This is a genomic window from Azospirillum sp. TSH20 (assembly GCF_003115935.1).
GTDB lineage: Bacteria > Pseudomonadota > Alphaproteobacteria > Azospirillales > Azospirillaceae > Azospirillum.
This window is the reverse complement of sequence record NZ_LGQU01000043.1, coordinates 16,942-30,489: the sequence shown is the minus strand read 5'-3', so window position 1 is coordinate 30,489 and position 13,548 is coordinate 16,942. Positions and strand designations below refer to the sequence as shown.

The 13,548-nt window shown below is 68.7% G+C and carries 8 protein-coding genes; 3 read left to right on the top strand and 5 right to left on the bottom strand.

Features of this window, described 5'->3' with window-relative positions; translation table 11 throughout:
- Nucleotides 1–162: 162 nt before the first annotated feature.
- Both TSH20_RS12415 and TSH20_RS12410 read left to right on the top strand, forming a co-directional pair.
- Nucleotides 163–2,280, top strand: coding sequence for a YgiQ family radical SAM protein (locus tag TSH20_RS12415; protein WP_109075032.1), 2,118 nt, complete (start codon nucleotides 163–165; stop codon nucleotides 2,278–2,280).
- 241 nt (nucleotides 2,281–2,521) lie between these two features.
- Nucleotides 2,522–4,330: an ABC transporter ATP-binding protein gene (locus TSH20_RS12410; RefSeq protein ID WP_109075031.1), complete on the top strand. Its 1,809-nt coding sequence runs from the start codon at nucleotides 2,522–2,524 to the stop codon at nucleotides 4,328–4,330.
- A 22-nt stretch (nucleotides 4,331–4,352) separates the two neighbouring features.
- Here the strand turns inward: TSH20_RS12410 and TSH20_RS12405 are convergent, their stop codons facing one another.
- The 3 genes from TSH20_RS12405 to TSH20_RS12395 are packed head-to-tail and all read right to left on the bottom strand — an operon-like array spanning nucleotide 4,353 to nucleotide 7,304.
- Nucleotides 4,353–4,754 (bottom strand): response regulator, encoded by a 402-nt coding sequence (locus TSH20_RS12405; RefSeq protein ID WP_109075030.1) that lies wholly within the window; start codon nucleotides 4,752–4,754, stop codon nucleotides 4,353–4,355.
- Nucleotides 4,751–6,646 (bottom strand): PAS domain S-box protein, encoded by a 1,896-nt coding sequence (locus TSH20_RS12400; RefSeq protein ID WP_109075029.1) that lies wholly within the window; start codon nucleotides 6,644–6,646, stop codon nucleotides 4,751–4,753. The genes TSH20_RS12405 and TSH20_RS12400 overlap by 4 nt, the downstream gene beginning before the upstream one ends.
- A complete protein-coding gene (locus tag TSH20_RS12395; RefSeq protein ID WP_247870637.1) occupies nucleotides 6,627–7,304 on the bottom strand; it encodes a chemotaxis protein CheX in 678 nt (225 codons plus the stop codon). The genes TSH20_RS12400 and TSH20_RS12395 overlap by 20 nt, the downstream gene beginning before the upstream one ends.
- A 377-nt stretch (nucleotides 7,305–7,681) precedes the next feature.
- Here TSH20_RS12395 and TSH20_RS12390 point away from each other — a divergent pair, with 377 nt between their 5' ends.
- On the top strand, nucleotides 7,682–8,473 hold the full coding sequence (locus TSH20_RS12390) for a DUF2076 domain-containing protein (RefSeq protein WP_109075027.1): 792 nt from the start codon (nucleotides 7,682–7,684) through the stop codon (nucleotides 8,471–8,473).
- Nucleotides 8,474–8,488: 15 nt separating this feature from the next.
- Here TSH20_RS12390 and TSH20_RS12385 read toward each other — a convergent pair whose 3' ends face one another.
- Both TSH20_RS12385 and TSH20_RS12380 read right to left on the bottom strand, forming a co-directional pair.
- On the bottom strand, nucleotides 8,489–9,619 hold the full coding sequence (locus TSH20_RS12385) for a two-component system response regulator (protein ID WP_109075026.1): 1,131 nt from the start codon (nucleotides 9,617–9,619) through the stop codon (nucleotides 8,489–8,491).
- Nucleotides 9,616–13,545 carry a PAS domain S-box protein gene (locus TSH20_RS12380; protein ID WP_109075025.1) on the bottom strand — a complete coding sequence of 1,310 codons (3,930 nt, stop codon included), beginning with the start codon at nucleotides 13,543–13,545 and terminating at the stop codon, nucleotides 9,616–9,618. Before TSH20_RS12380 ends, TSH20_RS12385 begins: the two co-directional genes overlap by 4 nt.
- Nucleotides 13,546–13,548 lie beyond the last annotated feature (3 nt).

The window sequence follows — 13,548 nt, the reverse complement described above, 5'->3', positions numbered from 1 at the left end:
CCGGCCCTTGCACCGGCTGTGGGGCGTCCCACATAGCTGTCGCGCCACCCCGCACAATGTCCCATTGCTCCGCTGCGTTATCAGCGGTGGGAATTTGGCGGACGACAGGGTAAGACTGTCGGCTTATCCATCCGCATTGTTGATAGAGATCCGGAGAACGCGATGCTCGCGGCCCCCAACCTGTTCGCCCACCGCCCGGACCGGAGCGTGCGCCCCAAGGCGGCGCCCTTCCTGCCGATGTCGCGTGCGGAAATGGACCGGCTGGGCTGGGACCAGTGCGACGTGATCGTCGTCACCGGCGACGCCTATATCGACCATCCCAGCTTCGGCATGGCCATCATCGGCCGGCTGCTGGAATCGCAGGGCCTGCGGGTCGGCATCATCGCCCAGCCGGACTGGAGCAGTGCGGAGCCGTTCAAGATCCTGGGCAAGCCGCGGCTGTTCTGGGGCGTGACCGGCGGCAACATGGATTCGATGGTCAACCACTACACGGCCGACCGTCGCCTGCGCCACAACGACAGCTACACGCCGAACGACGAGGGCGGCAAGCGGCCGGACCGCGCCGTCATCGTCTATTCCCAGCGCTGCCGCGAAGCCTACAAGGACGTGCCCATCGTCCTTGGCGGCATCGAGGCGTCGTTGCGCCGCATCGCCCAGTACGATCATTGGAGCGAGAAGATCCGCCGCTCCGTCCTGGTCGATTCCAAGGCGGACATGCTGGTCTTCGGCAATGCCGAACGTGCCATCATCGAGATCGCCCAGCGTGCGCTGAAGGGTGAGTCGCCCAAGGCGATGACCGACATCCGCGGCACTGCCATCATGCGGTCTTCCCTGCCGGAAGGCTGGACGGTGGTCGACAGCAGCTCCATCGACGATCCGTCGGCGCCGGTGTCGCCGCGCGCCGCCGGGGCTGACCGCATGGCGGTGCGCCTGCCCAGCTTCGAGCAGGTGACGGCCGACAAGGTGCTCTACGCCCATGCCAGCCGCGTGCTGCACCAGGAGAGCAATCCCGGCAACGCCCGCGCGCTGGTCCAGCGCCATGGCGACCGCGACGTGTGGCTGAACCCGCCGCCGATCCCGCTGGAAACCAACGAGATGGACGGCGTCTACGACCTGCCCTATGCGCGGGCGCCGCATCCGTCCTATGGCGATGCGCGCATCCCGGCCTGGGAGATGATCCGCTTCTCGGTCAATATCATGCGCGGCTGCTTCGGCGGTTGTTCCTTCTGCTCGATCACCGAGCATGAGGGGCGCGTCATCCAGAGCCGGTCGGAAGGCTCCATCCTGCGCGAGATCGAGCATATCCGCGACAAGACCAAGGGCTTCACCGGCGTCATCTCCGACATGGGCGGGCCGACCGCCAACATGTATCGCCTCGCCTGCAAGGACAAGGAGACGGAATCCGTCTGCCGGCGCCCGTCCTGCGTCTTCCCGGACATCTGCAAGAATCTGAACACCGACCATTCCTCGCTGGTGCAGCTCTACCGCAAGGCCCGCGCGGTGCCGGGGGTGAAGAAGATCCACATCGCGTCGGGGCTGCGCTACGACCTCGCCGTGCGCAATCCGGAATATGTCAAGGAGCTGGTGACCCACCATGTCGGCGGTTACCTGAAGATCGCGCCGGAACACACCGAGCCGGGTCCGCTGGCGAAGATGATGAAGCCCGGCATGGGCGCCTATGACGAGTTCAAGCGGATGTTCGACAAGGCGGCGAAGGAGGCGGGCAAGAAGCTCTACCTGATTCCCTACTTCATCGCCGCCCACCCCGGCACCACGGACGAGGACATGATGAACCTCGCATTGTGGCTGAAGCGGAACGGCTTCAAGGCGGATCAGGTGCAGACCTTCCTGCCCTCGCCGATGTCGCTGGCGACCGCGATGTACCACAGCGAGCGCAACCCCCTGCGTCCGGTTCGCCGCGTCGGGTCGGAGATGGTGTCGTCGGCGAAGGGGCTGAAGCAGCGGCGCCTGCACAAGGCCTTCCTGCGCTACCACGATCCGGAGAACTGGCCGATCCTGCGCGAGGCGCTGAAGCGCCTGGGCCGCGAGGACCTGATCGGACCGGGCGAGGAGCAGTTGATCCCGGCCTGGCAGCCGGTCGGGGCCACCGCCAAGCCGCGCGAGAAGGGGCCGAAGTGCAAGTCCTTCCTCACCCAGCAGGCCGGCCAGGGCCGCCGCGTGGTGCCGCCGGTTGGCAAGCCGCCGGGGGCGAAGCCGGCTGGGGCTGGAGGTAAGCCTTCCGGCATGAAGCCGCGCCAGACGAATTTGAAGGGCCGGTGACGGTAAAGGGCGCACGCCCCATTCCCCTCTCCCCCCTGGGGAGAGGGTCAGGGTTAGGGGGATGCACGGCGGGGATTTTCGCAACGTCCTGCCACGCATCCCCCTCACCCTCCCCACGCCTCCGGCGTGGGTCCCCTCCCTCTCCCCGGGGGAGAGAGGGCGATCATTGCCGCATTTCCCCCCAACGCTGCTTTTGGCGGCGCCGCCGCCTGCGTGGCCGGCCCTGCCCCGGTTGGAACCCATGGCTCTGTCCAAACGCACCCCGCGCCCGAACGCCATCCGCAGCGTTCTGGCCTTCACCTTCCGTCACTGGCGCCGCCAGACCCCGCTGGCCGTCGGCATCGCCGGAGCCATCGCCCTGGCGACGCTGGCCGACGTCTTCATGCCGCTGTTCGCCGGCAGGCTGGTCGATGCCCTGACCCTGCTGCCGGGCGACCGCGACGCGGCGCTGCATGCGGCCCTGACCGCCTTCGGTGCCATGGTGGCGCTGGGCGTCGGCATGGTGGTGATGCGCCATCTCGCCTGGAGTGGCGTCATCCCCTTCACCCTGCGCATCATGGCCGATGTCGGCCAGGACAGCTTCCACCGCATCCAGCGCTTTTCCACCGACTGGCACGCCAACAGCTTTGCCGGGTCGGTGGTGCGCAAGATCACCCGCGGCATGTGGGCGCTCGACACGCTGGACGACACGCTGCTGCTGGCGCTGTGGCCGTCGCTGGTCGTGCTGATCGGCACGATGGTGACGCTGGGGCTGCACTGGCCGGCGATGGGGCTGGTCATAGCGCTCGGCACCGCGGTCTACATCGCGATGACGGTGATGTTCTCCACCCTCTACATCGCGCCGGCCGCCCGGCTGTCGAATGCCTGGGATACGAAACTGGGTGGGACGCTGGCCGACGCCATCGGCTGCAACGCGGTGGTCAAGGCCTTCGGTGCCGAGCCGCGCGAGGATGACCGGCTGGCCGGCGTGGTCGACAAGTGGAGCCGCCGCACCCACCGCACCTGGACCCGCCACACCCGCCACAGCACCGTGCAGCTGGTGGTTCTGCTGCTGATCCGCAGCAGCGTGGTGGCGACGGCGCTGTGGCTTTGGTGGCGGGGGCAGGCGACGCCGGGCGACGTCGCCTATGTGCTGACCACCTATTTCGTCGTGCATGGCTATCTGCGCGACATCGGCATGCACATCAACCACCTCCAGCGCTCCGTCAACGAGATGGAGGAGCTGGTGGCGATCCATGCGGAACCGCTGGGGGTGGAGGACCGGCCGGACGCGACGCCGATCCGCATCGGCGCGGGCGAGGTGCGCTTCGATCATGTCACCTTCCAATATGGCGGCCACACCACCCCCCTCTACCGCGACCTGTCGGTGACCATTAAGGCGGGGGAGCGGGTCGGACTGGTCGGGCCGTCGGGGTCGGGTAAGACCACCTTCGTCAAGCTGATCCAGCGCCTGTATGACGTGACCGACGGCCGTGTGCTGATCGACGGGCAGGAGGTCGCGGCGACGACCCAACAGTCGCTGCGCTCGCAGATCGCCATCGTCCCGCAGGAGCCGATCCTGTTCCACCGCACGCTGGCGGAGAACATCGCCTATGGCCGCCCCGGCGCGTCGATGGCGGAGATCGAGCGGGCGGCCAAGCTCGCCAACGCCCACGACTTCATCGCCCGCTTGCCGAAGGGCTATGCGACGCTGGTCGGCGAGCGCGGCGTCAAGCTGTCGGGCGGCGAGCGTCAGCGGGTGGCGCTGGCCCGCGCCTTCCTGGCCGACGCGCCGATCCTGATCCTGGACGAGGCGACCTCCAGCCTGGATTCGGAATCGGAGGCGCTGATCCAGGAGGCGATCGAGCGGCTGATGCAGGGCCGCACCGCCATCATCATCGCCCACCGCCTGTCCACCGTCCGCACGCTGGACCGCATCCTGGTCTTCAACCAGGGCCGGGTTGTGGAGGAAGGCAGCCACGCCGCCCTGCTCCACCGGGCGGGCGGGCTCTACCGCCGCCTGTTCGAACAGCAGTCGGCGCCGGAGCCGATCCGCCGGATCGGGGGCTGAGGGAGGGGATCGCCCCCTCCCCTCACACGAACAGTTCCATCGTCTGCGGCACGTTGCGCGGCGTCTCCCCCGCCAGGATCGCGCGGGCGACGTCGACCGCGGCGATCAGGCCGCTTTCTGTGAAGGGTTTGGGCAGACAGCCGATGCCGGTCAGCGGACCGTCCTTCTTCAGTTCGTCGCGGAACGACGTGATGAACAGGCAGGGCACGCCCAGCTTCGTCAGCCCGCGCGCGGCGTCGATGCCGTTGGTGCCCATGCCCAGATGCACGTCGACCAGCGCCAGATCGGGCCTGTCGGCGGTGGCGATCTCCACCGCCTCCGTCGCGGTGATCGCCGGGCCGATGATGCTGTGGCCGACATTCTCCAGATAGAGCTGCTGTTCCAGCGCGATCAGCACCTCGTCCTCCACCAGCAGGATCTTCATCCCCCGATCTCCTCGGTGGACGTCGCTTCGAGAAGCGGCACCTCGTCCGGCACCGGCAGTTCGATGCGGAAGGTGGTGCCCTGCGGCGTGGTGTCGATGTCGACGCTGGCCCGGATCTGGCCGGCGAGGCTGGAGACCAGGCGCATGCCCAGGCTGCGGCTCTTGCGGATGTCGAAGTTGGACGGCAGGCCCGGCCCGCGGTCGGAAACGGTCAGGGCAAGGTCGTCGGCCTCGCGCATGAAGGTCACCGTCACCCGCGCCGGACCGTTGCCGCGATGCTTGACCGCGTTGGTGATCAGCTCGTTTGCGATCAGGCCGAGCGGCGCGGCATGGTCGATCGGCAGGTCGATCACGTCGGACCGCACGACGATATCGCACATGCTGTCTCCGCCCGACGCACGCGCCAGATCCTCGCACAGTTCGTTCAGGTAGGTGCCGAACTCGATGGTCTGGAACTGGTCGGCCTGGTAAAGGCGGTTGTGGACGCGGGCGATCGCCTCGATGCGGCTGCGGGCATCCTGGAAATGCACCCGCACCCCTTCGTCGGGCAGGCTGAGCGTTTGCAGCGTCAGCAGGCTGGACACCAGCTGCAGGCTGTTCTTGACGCGGTGGTTGACCTCGCGCAGCAGGGTCGATTTCTGGCCGACCAGCTTACGCAGCGCCGCCTCCATCGACTTGATCTCCGTCACGTCGATGTGCATCAGGACCGTGCCGCCGAAGGGACCGGCCGGCATCGGCGCGGCAAGGCAGCGGAACCAGTGCTGGGTGTTGGTGACGTACTCGGCCGACACCGGCGGGCCGCCCTCGTTCAGCAGCGTGCGCAAGCTCTCCATCACGCCGTCCGCCCGCGGGTCGGCGGTTTCCCCGCGGCCGCAATGGTCGAGATAGTCGTCGCCGACGATGCAGCCCTGGCCGAGGAAGCTGGTTTCCGGCCCTGCTTCCGCCCAGGCGCGGTTGACCGAGACGATATGGCCGGAGCGGTCGAGCACGGCGATGAAGGCCGGCAGCGCGTCAAGCGTCGCCTTGGTCTGTTCGGCCAGCTGGCGCATGGCGAGCGCGCTGGTCCGCAGCTCCTCGCGGGTGCGGCGGCGTTCGGTGATGTCGCGCAGGATGCCGGTGATGAAGCTGCGACCTTCCGATTCCCAGCGCGCCATCGACAGCTCAAGGTCGATGTGGCTGCCGTCGCGGCGCCGGCCGGACAGTTCCACCGGCTGGGTGGCGGCGTCCATGCCGCTGGCGCCCAGTCCGCTGCGCTCCGCCATGGCGATCCAGTCGGGCGCGTCGTCGCCCAGCAGCACGCTGACGCTCTGGCCGATCAGCTCGTCCGGGCGGTAGTCGAACTGGCGGGTGGCGGTGCCGTTCATCCACTGCACCATGCCGCGGGTGTCGGTGGTGATGATGGCGTCGGGGGCGGTGTCGACGATGGCGCGGTAACGGGCGTCGCGTTGCTCGCGCAGCACCCGCTCGCGGTTCACCGATGCGGTGACGTCGGTCACCTGGATCAGGCAGCGTGCCTCGCTGCCGGCCGACTGCGAATGGGGCGACGACGCGTTGGACGGCAGCGGGCGGATCACAACATTGTGGACCATCCGCCGCCCGTCGGGCAGGCGCAGCGGGAACAGCATCGGGTTCAGCGTGTGCGACAGGACGCCGGGCGCGCCGGTGGCCAGCGTATCGCGTACGGCGATGTGCAGGCGCGATTCACGCAGGTTCGGCAGGGCATCGAACAGGTCGTGCCCCAGGATCTCTCTGGCCGTCAGGGTGGAGGCCTGCTCCATCCAGCCGTTCCAGTAGAGGACGCGGCAATGGCGGTCCAGAAGCAGGATGCCCGCATCCAGCGCGCCAAGGACATCGAGCGCCCAGGTGGGTTGTTCAGGCAATCTGGGAGCCATGCGACGTTCCGGCGGATGAGGGTTCTTCGGCGGCGATGCCTTCGATGAAGGCGTGGATCAACTGCTTCAGCGACTGCAGGGACGATACCCCCATCAGCAGGGCGATGTAACCGCGGATGCTGCGGCTGCGGATGGTGAAATCGATGTATAGGAACAGCACAAGCTCGTCCGCGCCTCCGGCCTTGTCGGTCAGGATGTTGGCGCCGTCGCCGCGCAGAACCGCCGGCAGCGAGATGGTCAGCCGGTCCCTCAGCGCGTTGGCGACCACCACCAGGCAGCCGTTCAGGATGATGTTGCCGATTTCGGCCAGGGCGTCCTGTTCCAGATCGACGATCTCCGCCAGGGTCAGCTCGCCGCCCAGGACCGCGCGGGCCAGTTCCAGGCTGTTGGCCTCCGGAAAGATCAGCATGGCACGGCCGTCGAAGGAGCCCTGGAACTGCTGCTCCACCGCCACCAGCCCGTGGCGTTCGCGCGCGGTCAGGAAATCCGACGCCTCCTGCCGGCTGACGATGTCCACGGTCGGCACGGACAGCAGGACCTGGTCGTTGACCATGCGGCTGAGATGGGTGGCGGCGCGACCGACCCCCATGTTCACCAACTCGGTCAGCGCATCGCGCTCCAGGTCGGTCAGTTCCACCATCGCTCGGCGCCTGTTCATTCTTGGTCTCGGCTTCACAACCGGCGCCGCCGGGCGGTCGCATCACGAATGTGGCCTATCGGCCTGGAAAAAGGCACCCCCGTCAATGTCATATGTTACGCCGGCGACGCCATAGCCGATATAGCCGCCTCACTTCCCACAATGGTCAGGCCAACGATCAACCGTCCAAAGAACCACGTTCGGAACGTTCGGCAAGTCCTCGACTCTTTTGCGTAATATTTCCAGTGATGCGAAACCAAGTGACCGATGCCGCGTTGTGGGGACGGGACAGGCTCCAAGGATGGAACCTCCCGGTGGGGGACCTGTCCGGCGGGGGATGGTGACTCCACATCAAGGGGTGGCGCCCCTTGCGACGGGCGCCATGTTAGGAGACGTCGATGACCCCCGAGGAACGCACGCTTCTGTCCGACCTGTTCCGCCGCCTGCGCGAGGTGGAAACGCAGCAGCAATCCCAGCCGCGCGACGCCGAAGCGGAGGACTTCATCCGCCGGTCGGTCCAGGACCAGCCGCTGTCGTCCTATTACATGGCGCAGACGGTGCTGGTGCAGCAGCAGGCGCTGACCGCAGCCCAGACCCGGATCGAGGAACTGGAGCGGCAACTGCGCGACCGCCCGGCCCAGCCGGCGCAATCCGGCGGCAGCTTCCTGTCGAACGCGCTCGGCATCGGCCGCAGCCCCTGGGGCCGCAGTGCCGAACCTCCCCCTGCCCGGTCCTATTCCCAGCCGGCGCAGGGCCAGCCGGTTGCCGGCCGCAGCCCGTGGGGTGCCGCGCCGGGTGCCGCCTATCCGCAGCAGCAATACAGCCCTCCCCCCTTCCCGCAGCCGGGCATGGCCCCGCGCGGCGGCGGGTTCTTCGCCAGCGCGGCGCAGACCGCGGCGGGGGTGGCCGGCGGCATGCTGGCGGCGAGCGCCATCTCCTCCCTGCTACATCATTCGCCCGGCCCCTTCGGCACGGCGATGGCCCAGCCTCTGGGCGGCGAGACGATCAACGAGACCGTCATCAACAACAATTACTATGGTGACGACCAGGGACCGCAGGCCGACACGGCGCCGGATGCGGCGCAGGACGTCTCCTACAACCCCGATCCGCCGCCGGCCGACGATGCATCGTACGACGATTCGTCCTTCGACGACGGCGGCAGCGGTGGTGGGGACGATTCCTGGATTTAGCGGGGGACCGCGCCGTTACTCCTCGTCACTGTACCGGCTGGCAATATCCCTGAACTCGTCCTCAAGCGCGGTGAAGGCAGCGACCACGGCGGGGTCGAAATGGCTGCCGCTGCCTTCGCGGATGATCGCCGCCGCCTTCTCGTGCGGGAAGGGCGGCTTGTAGCAGCGGCGGCTGATCAGCGCGTCGTACACGTCGGCCACCGCCATCAGCCGGGCCGACAGCGGGATCGCCTCCCCCGCCAGTCCCTGGGGATAGCCGGTGCCGTCCCAGCGCTCGTGGTGGCCGTGCGCGATCTCCCGCGCGATGCGCAGGAAGGAGCTTTCGCCGGCCAACGCGATCTCCGCCTGCCCTTCGGCGGCGAAGATCGCGTCGTGGCCCAGCGCGGCGTGGGTCTTCATCACATGGAATTCGTCGTCGCTGAGCTTGCCCGGCTTCAGCAGGATCGAATCCGGGATGCCGACCTTGCCGACATCGTGCAGCGGCGCCGATTTGTAGAGCAGCTCGATGGTTTCCTCGTCCAGCCGGCCGGCATAGCGCGGATCACGGCTGAGATGCAGGGCGAGCGCCAGCACATAGTTCTGGGTCCGGCGGATGTGGTTGCCGGTCTCGTTGTCGCGGGTTTCCGCCAGCGAGGCCATGGCGCGGATGGTGGCGTCCTGGGCGCGCAGCAGGTCGCGCGTGCGCTCCGCCACCCGGTCCTCCAACTGCCGGTTCTGGTCGGCGAGCGCGCGCCGCGCCTCGCGGAGCGCGATGTGGGTGCGGACCCGCGCCAGCACCACCGGCGGAGAGATCGGCTTGGTGATGTAGTCGACCGCCCCGACCTCGAACCCGCGTGTCTCGTCATGGACCTGACCCATGGCGGTGATGAAGATCACCGGCACGTCGCGGGTGCGGGCATCCTCCTTCAGCCGTTGGCAGACTTCAACCCCGTCCATGCCCGGCATCATCACGTCCAGCAGGATCAGGTCGGGCAGCGGGTCGCCGGCCAGACGGGCGAGCGCCTGCGGCCCGTCCTTCGCCACGATCAGGCCATAGCTGTCGCGCAGCAGGTCGGCCATGACCTTCAGGTTGATCGGCTCGTCGTCGACGACCAGGATGCGCGGCTTGTCGCCGTTCGGCAGTCCGACCGGGTTCGGCAGGCTCATGTCGCGGTCTCTCTCCAGTCACGCAGGCGGTCGCGCAGTTCGGTCAGGGCGGTGGCCGCGTCGTCGAAATCGAAGGCGCCGGCATGGCGGTTCACCCGCTCCGCCATTTGCGCCACCGGGCTGCCGGTCAGCAGGCGGGCAAGCGCATCGGCCAAATCGCCGGCTTCCGGGTCGCCGGCGATCAGCAGACCGCCCAGCCGGTCGGCCAGCGGCAGCGCGGCCCGCAGCAGGTCGCGCGGAAGCCCGGCCGCCGAGGATGGCGGCGCAATCGGCGGCTCCGCCGCCGGAACGCTGTCCGCCGCCGGCCGCCCGAGGGTGCCGATCCCCTCCACCACCAGCGCGAGCGCGTCGGCCAGCCGGTCGAGCACCCCGTCTTCCAGGACGGGCGGCACCGTCATCGCACCGGCTTCGATCCGTCCGGCCAGGGCGGACAGGTCCATGGCGCCGATCGTGGCCGCGGTTCCCTTCAGCGTGTGGGACAGCCGCAGCACGTCCTTCCAGCGCTCCTCCCGCACCGCGGCGGCCAGGCGCACGGCCTCCCCCTCGTGGGTGGCGGCGAAATCGGTCAGGATCCGGCGCAGCAGGGCGAGGTTGCCGTTCACATTGCGCCGGGCGACGGCAAGGTCGAGCGCCGGCAGGCTGTCGGGCAGGGCCGGGGCGGCCGATACGGCGGCGGCCGGCATCGCGGCCGCTCCGGCTGCGGCAGCCCCGATCCCGCGCACCGGCTTCAGCCAGCGGGCGAGCGCCGCATACAGCGTGTCCGGATCGATCGGCTTGGAGACATGGTCATTCATGCCGGAATCGAGGCAGCGTTCGCGGTCGCCGGCCATGGCGTGGGCGGTCATGGCGATGATCGGCAGGCTCGACAGCTCCAGTTCGCGGCGGATCAGCCGCGTCGTCTCATACCCGTCGAGCCCCGGCATCTGCACGTCCATCAGCACGAGGTCGAACTTCACCTCGCGCAGGCATTGCAGGGCCTCCTCGCCGCTGCCGACCACGGTCGCCTCGATGCCGACCAGTTCCAGCAGGCCGCAGGCGACCTGCTGGTTGACCGGATTGTCCTCCACCAGCAGAACGCTGCGCCCGACCAGCGCCGAAAGCTCCGTCGACTGGGTGGGGTCGTTCGCCCGGCGTGCGGTATCGGCGGGCCGGGCCGCCCCGCCCAGCGCCATCATCACCGAATCGAACATGGCGGACGGCGTCACCGGCTTTTCCAGCACGGCGGTGACCGGCCCGGCGGGGCCGGCCGTTTCTCCCAGCGCCCCATCGAGTGCCCCTTGCCCCCCATCGCCGCCATAGGCGGTGGTCATCACCACCGGCGGCTGGGCGCCGGGCAGCGCGCGCAGACGGCGCAGCGTTTCCACCCCGTCGAGGTCCGGCATGCGCCAGTCCAGCACCACCAGCTCCACCGCCGGCTTCGCCCCGGCCTGCCCCTCCTCCAGCCGGCGCAGCGCCGACCAGCCATCGCCGACCGATTCCACGGTCAGGCCGAAGCGTTCCAGCATGTCGGTCAGGATGGAGCGCACGGCGTCGCTGTCGTCCACCACCAGAACCCGGCGCTCCATCAGGTGGCGCGGCAGCCGGTCGTCGGCGGTGTCACCGGCCGCGACGCGGCAGCGGATGGCGAAGCGGAAGATGCTGCCTTCCCCCGGCCGGCTTTCCACCGACACCCCGCCGCCCATCAGTTCCACCAGCTGCCGGCAGATCGCCAGCCCCAGCCCGGTCCCGCCGAAGCGCCGCGTGGTGGAGCTGTCGGCCTGGGTGAAAGGCCGAAACAGCGCAGCCGCCTGTTCCGGCGACATGCCGATCCCGGTGTCGCAGACCTCGACCTCCAGCCGGTAATCGTCGCCGGTGCCGATGCGCCCGTCCACCGTCACCACCACCTCGCCCCGCTCCGTGAACTTCACGGCGTTGGAGACGAGGTTGAGGATCACCTGCCCCAGCCGCAGCGGGTCGCCGACCAGCGTGCCCGGCACGCCGCCATGCAGGTCGACGATCAGCTCCAGCCCCTTTTCCCGCACCTTGGGCAGGACGACCGTCGCCACCTCCTGCAGCACGTCGCCGATGTGGAAGGGGATCGCCTCGATCGTCAGCTTTCCGGCCTCGACCTTCGAGAAGTCGAGGATGTCGTTGATGATGCCGAGCAGGCTGCGCGAGGAGGCGTGGATCTTGTCCAGATAGTCGCGCTGACGCGGCGTCAGCTCCGTCTTCATCATCAGGTGGCTGAGCCCGATCACCGCGTTCATCGGCGTGCGGATCTCGTGGCTCATGTTGGCCAGGAAATCGCTCTTCTGCCGGTTGGCGCGGTCGGCCTCCTCCTTGGCGCGGGCCAGTTCGTCCTCGGTCCGCTTGCGGTCGGTCACGTCCTTGTGGATGCCGGTGATGCGGGTGGGCAGGCCGTCCGCATCGCGCTCCGTCACCTTGCCGGCCGACAGGATCCAGACCCAGGCACCCGACTTGTGGCGCATGCGGAACTCGACCTCGTAGACCGCGGCGCGTCCGGCCACATGCTCCTCCAGCGTCGCCAGCACGCGCTCCCGGTCGCCCTCGTGCAGCAGCCCGAGCCAGGTGGAGCCGTTGCCGGGAAGCTCGCCGGGGGCATAGCCCAGCATGCCGAGCCAGCGGTCGGAGAAATAGGCGTGGTCCGTCACCGGGTTCCAGTCCCACAGCCCGGTGTTGGAGGCGTCGAGCGCCACCGTCAGCCGCTCCTCGCTTTCCTGCAGAGCGGTTAGTATGCGCTGGCGTTCGGTGATGTCCTGGAAGACGGTGACGGAACCGACGATGCGGCCATCCTCGCGCAGCGGCACCGCGGTGATGGCGATCGGGAAGATGGTGCCGTCGCGCCGGACGAAATGGTCGGTTTCCGAACGATGGATCTCGCCACGCCGGACGGTGTTCAGCACCGCGCAGTCCGCGCCGGAGACCGGCCGCCCCTGCCCGTCCTTGTAATGCACGGCGTCATGCAGGGTGATGCCGCGCAGATCCGCCAACGACCAGCCCAGCAGACGTTCGGCTTCCGGATTCAGGAAGGTGCAGAAGCCGTTGCGGTCCAGCGAGAAGACGCCCTCGCCCATGCTGTCGGTGATGCTCTGCAGGAAGCGCCGGCTGTCCTCAAGCTCCGCCTCCATCCGTTTGCGTTCGGTGATGTCGGTGCGGATGGCGATGTACTGGTGCGGCTGGCCGTCGGCGGTCAGCAGCGGGACGATGGTCGCCGCGACCCAATACTCCTCGCCCGCCTTGGTGCGGTTGCAGATCTCGCCGTGCCAGACCTGCCCATCCATGACGGTGTGCCACATTTCCGCGAAGAAGCCGGAGGGATGGCGCCCGGAATTGACGATGCGATGCGACCGGCCCAGCAACTCCTCGCGGCTGAAGCCGCTGATCTGGCAGAACTTGTCGTTGGCGTAGGTGATGATGCCGCGGTGGTCGGTGATGCTGACGATGGCATGCTGGTCGAGCGCGAATTTCTGCTGCTCCAACGCCCGTTGCGCCGCCGAGCGTTCCTCCACCAGTCCGGCCATCAGCTGGCTCAGCCGTTCCAGGCTGTCGGTCGGGCCGCTGTCGGCGGAATCCGGCAATTCGGGGCGGCCGTCCGCCCGCAGCAGGCTGTTGGCGATGCCGCGCAGCCGGCGGATGGCATGGGCCTGCGCCGCCGCCTCGCGCCGCAGCCGCTCGTTGGTGTCGGCCAGCTCCTCCGAACTCAGCTGCAGGCTGCGCGCCCTGAGCGTCAGGTCGCGGTCGGCCTGCTCATAGCTTTGGCCGATGCGGGCGAACAGCGCCGGCAGCGAGCCCAGCATCCGCGCCGCGTCGGCCGACAGGCCGGGGGTGCCGGCGAGCGCCTTCAGCTCAGCCAGGACGGCGTCCGCCGCCTCGGCGGTCGGCAGGCCCAGCACCCGCTTGAACTGGCTTTGCAGCAGGCGGTGCATGCG

Bases quoted from the DNA above. Each gene is read 5' to 3' on its own strand.
- TSH20_RS12395 (WP_247870637.1), bottom strand. From the start codon at position 7,304: ATGAACAGGCGCCGAGCGATGGTGGAACTGACCGACCTGGAGCGCGAT.
- TSH20_RS12380 (WP_109075025.1), bottom strand. From the start codon at position 13,545: ATGCACCGCCTGCTGCAAAGCCAGTTCAAGCGGGTGCTGGGCCTGCCG.
- TSH20_RS12405 (WP_109075030.1), bottom strand. From the start codon at position 4,754: ATGAAGATCCTGCTGGTGGAGGACGAGGTGCTGATCGCGCTGGAACAG.
- TSH20_RS12385 (WP_109075026.1), bottom strand. From the start codon at position 9,619: ATGAGCCTGCCGAACCCGGTCGGACTGCCGAACGGCGACAAGCCGCGC.
- TSH20_RS12410 (WP_109075031.1), top strand. From the start codon at position 2,522: ATGGCTCTGTCCAAACGCACCCCGCGCCCGAACGCCATCCGCAGCGTT.
- TSH20_RS12415 (WP_109075032.1), top strand. From the start codon at position 163: ATGCTCGCGGCCCCCAACCTGTTCGCCCACCGCCCGGACCGGAGCGTG.
- TSH20_RS12390 (WP_109075027.1), top strand. From the start codon at position 7,682: ATGACCCCCGAGGAACGCACGCTTCTGTCCGACCTGTTCCGCCGCCTG.
- TSH20_RS12400 (WP_109075029.1), bottom strand. From the start codon at position 6,646: ATGGCTCCCAGATTGCCTGAACAACCCACCTGGGCGCTCGATGTCCTT.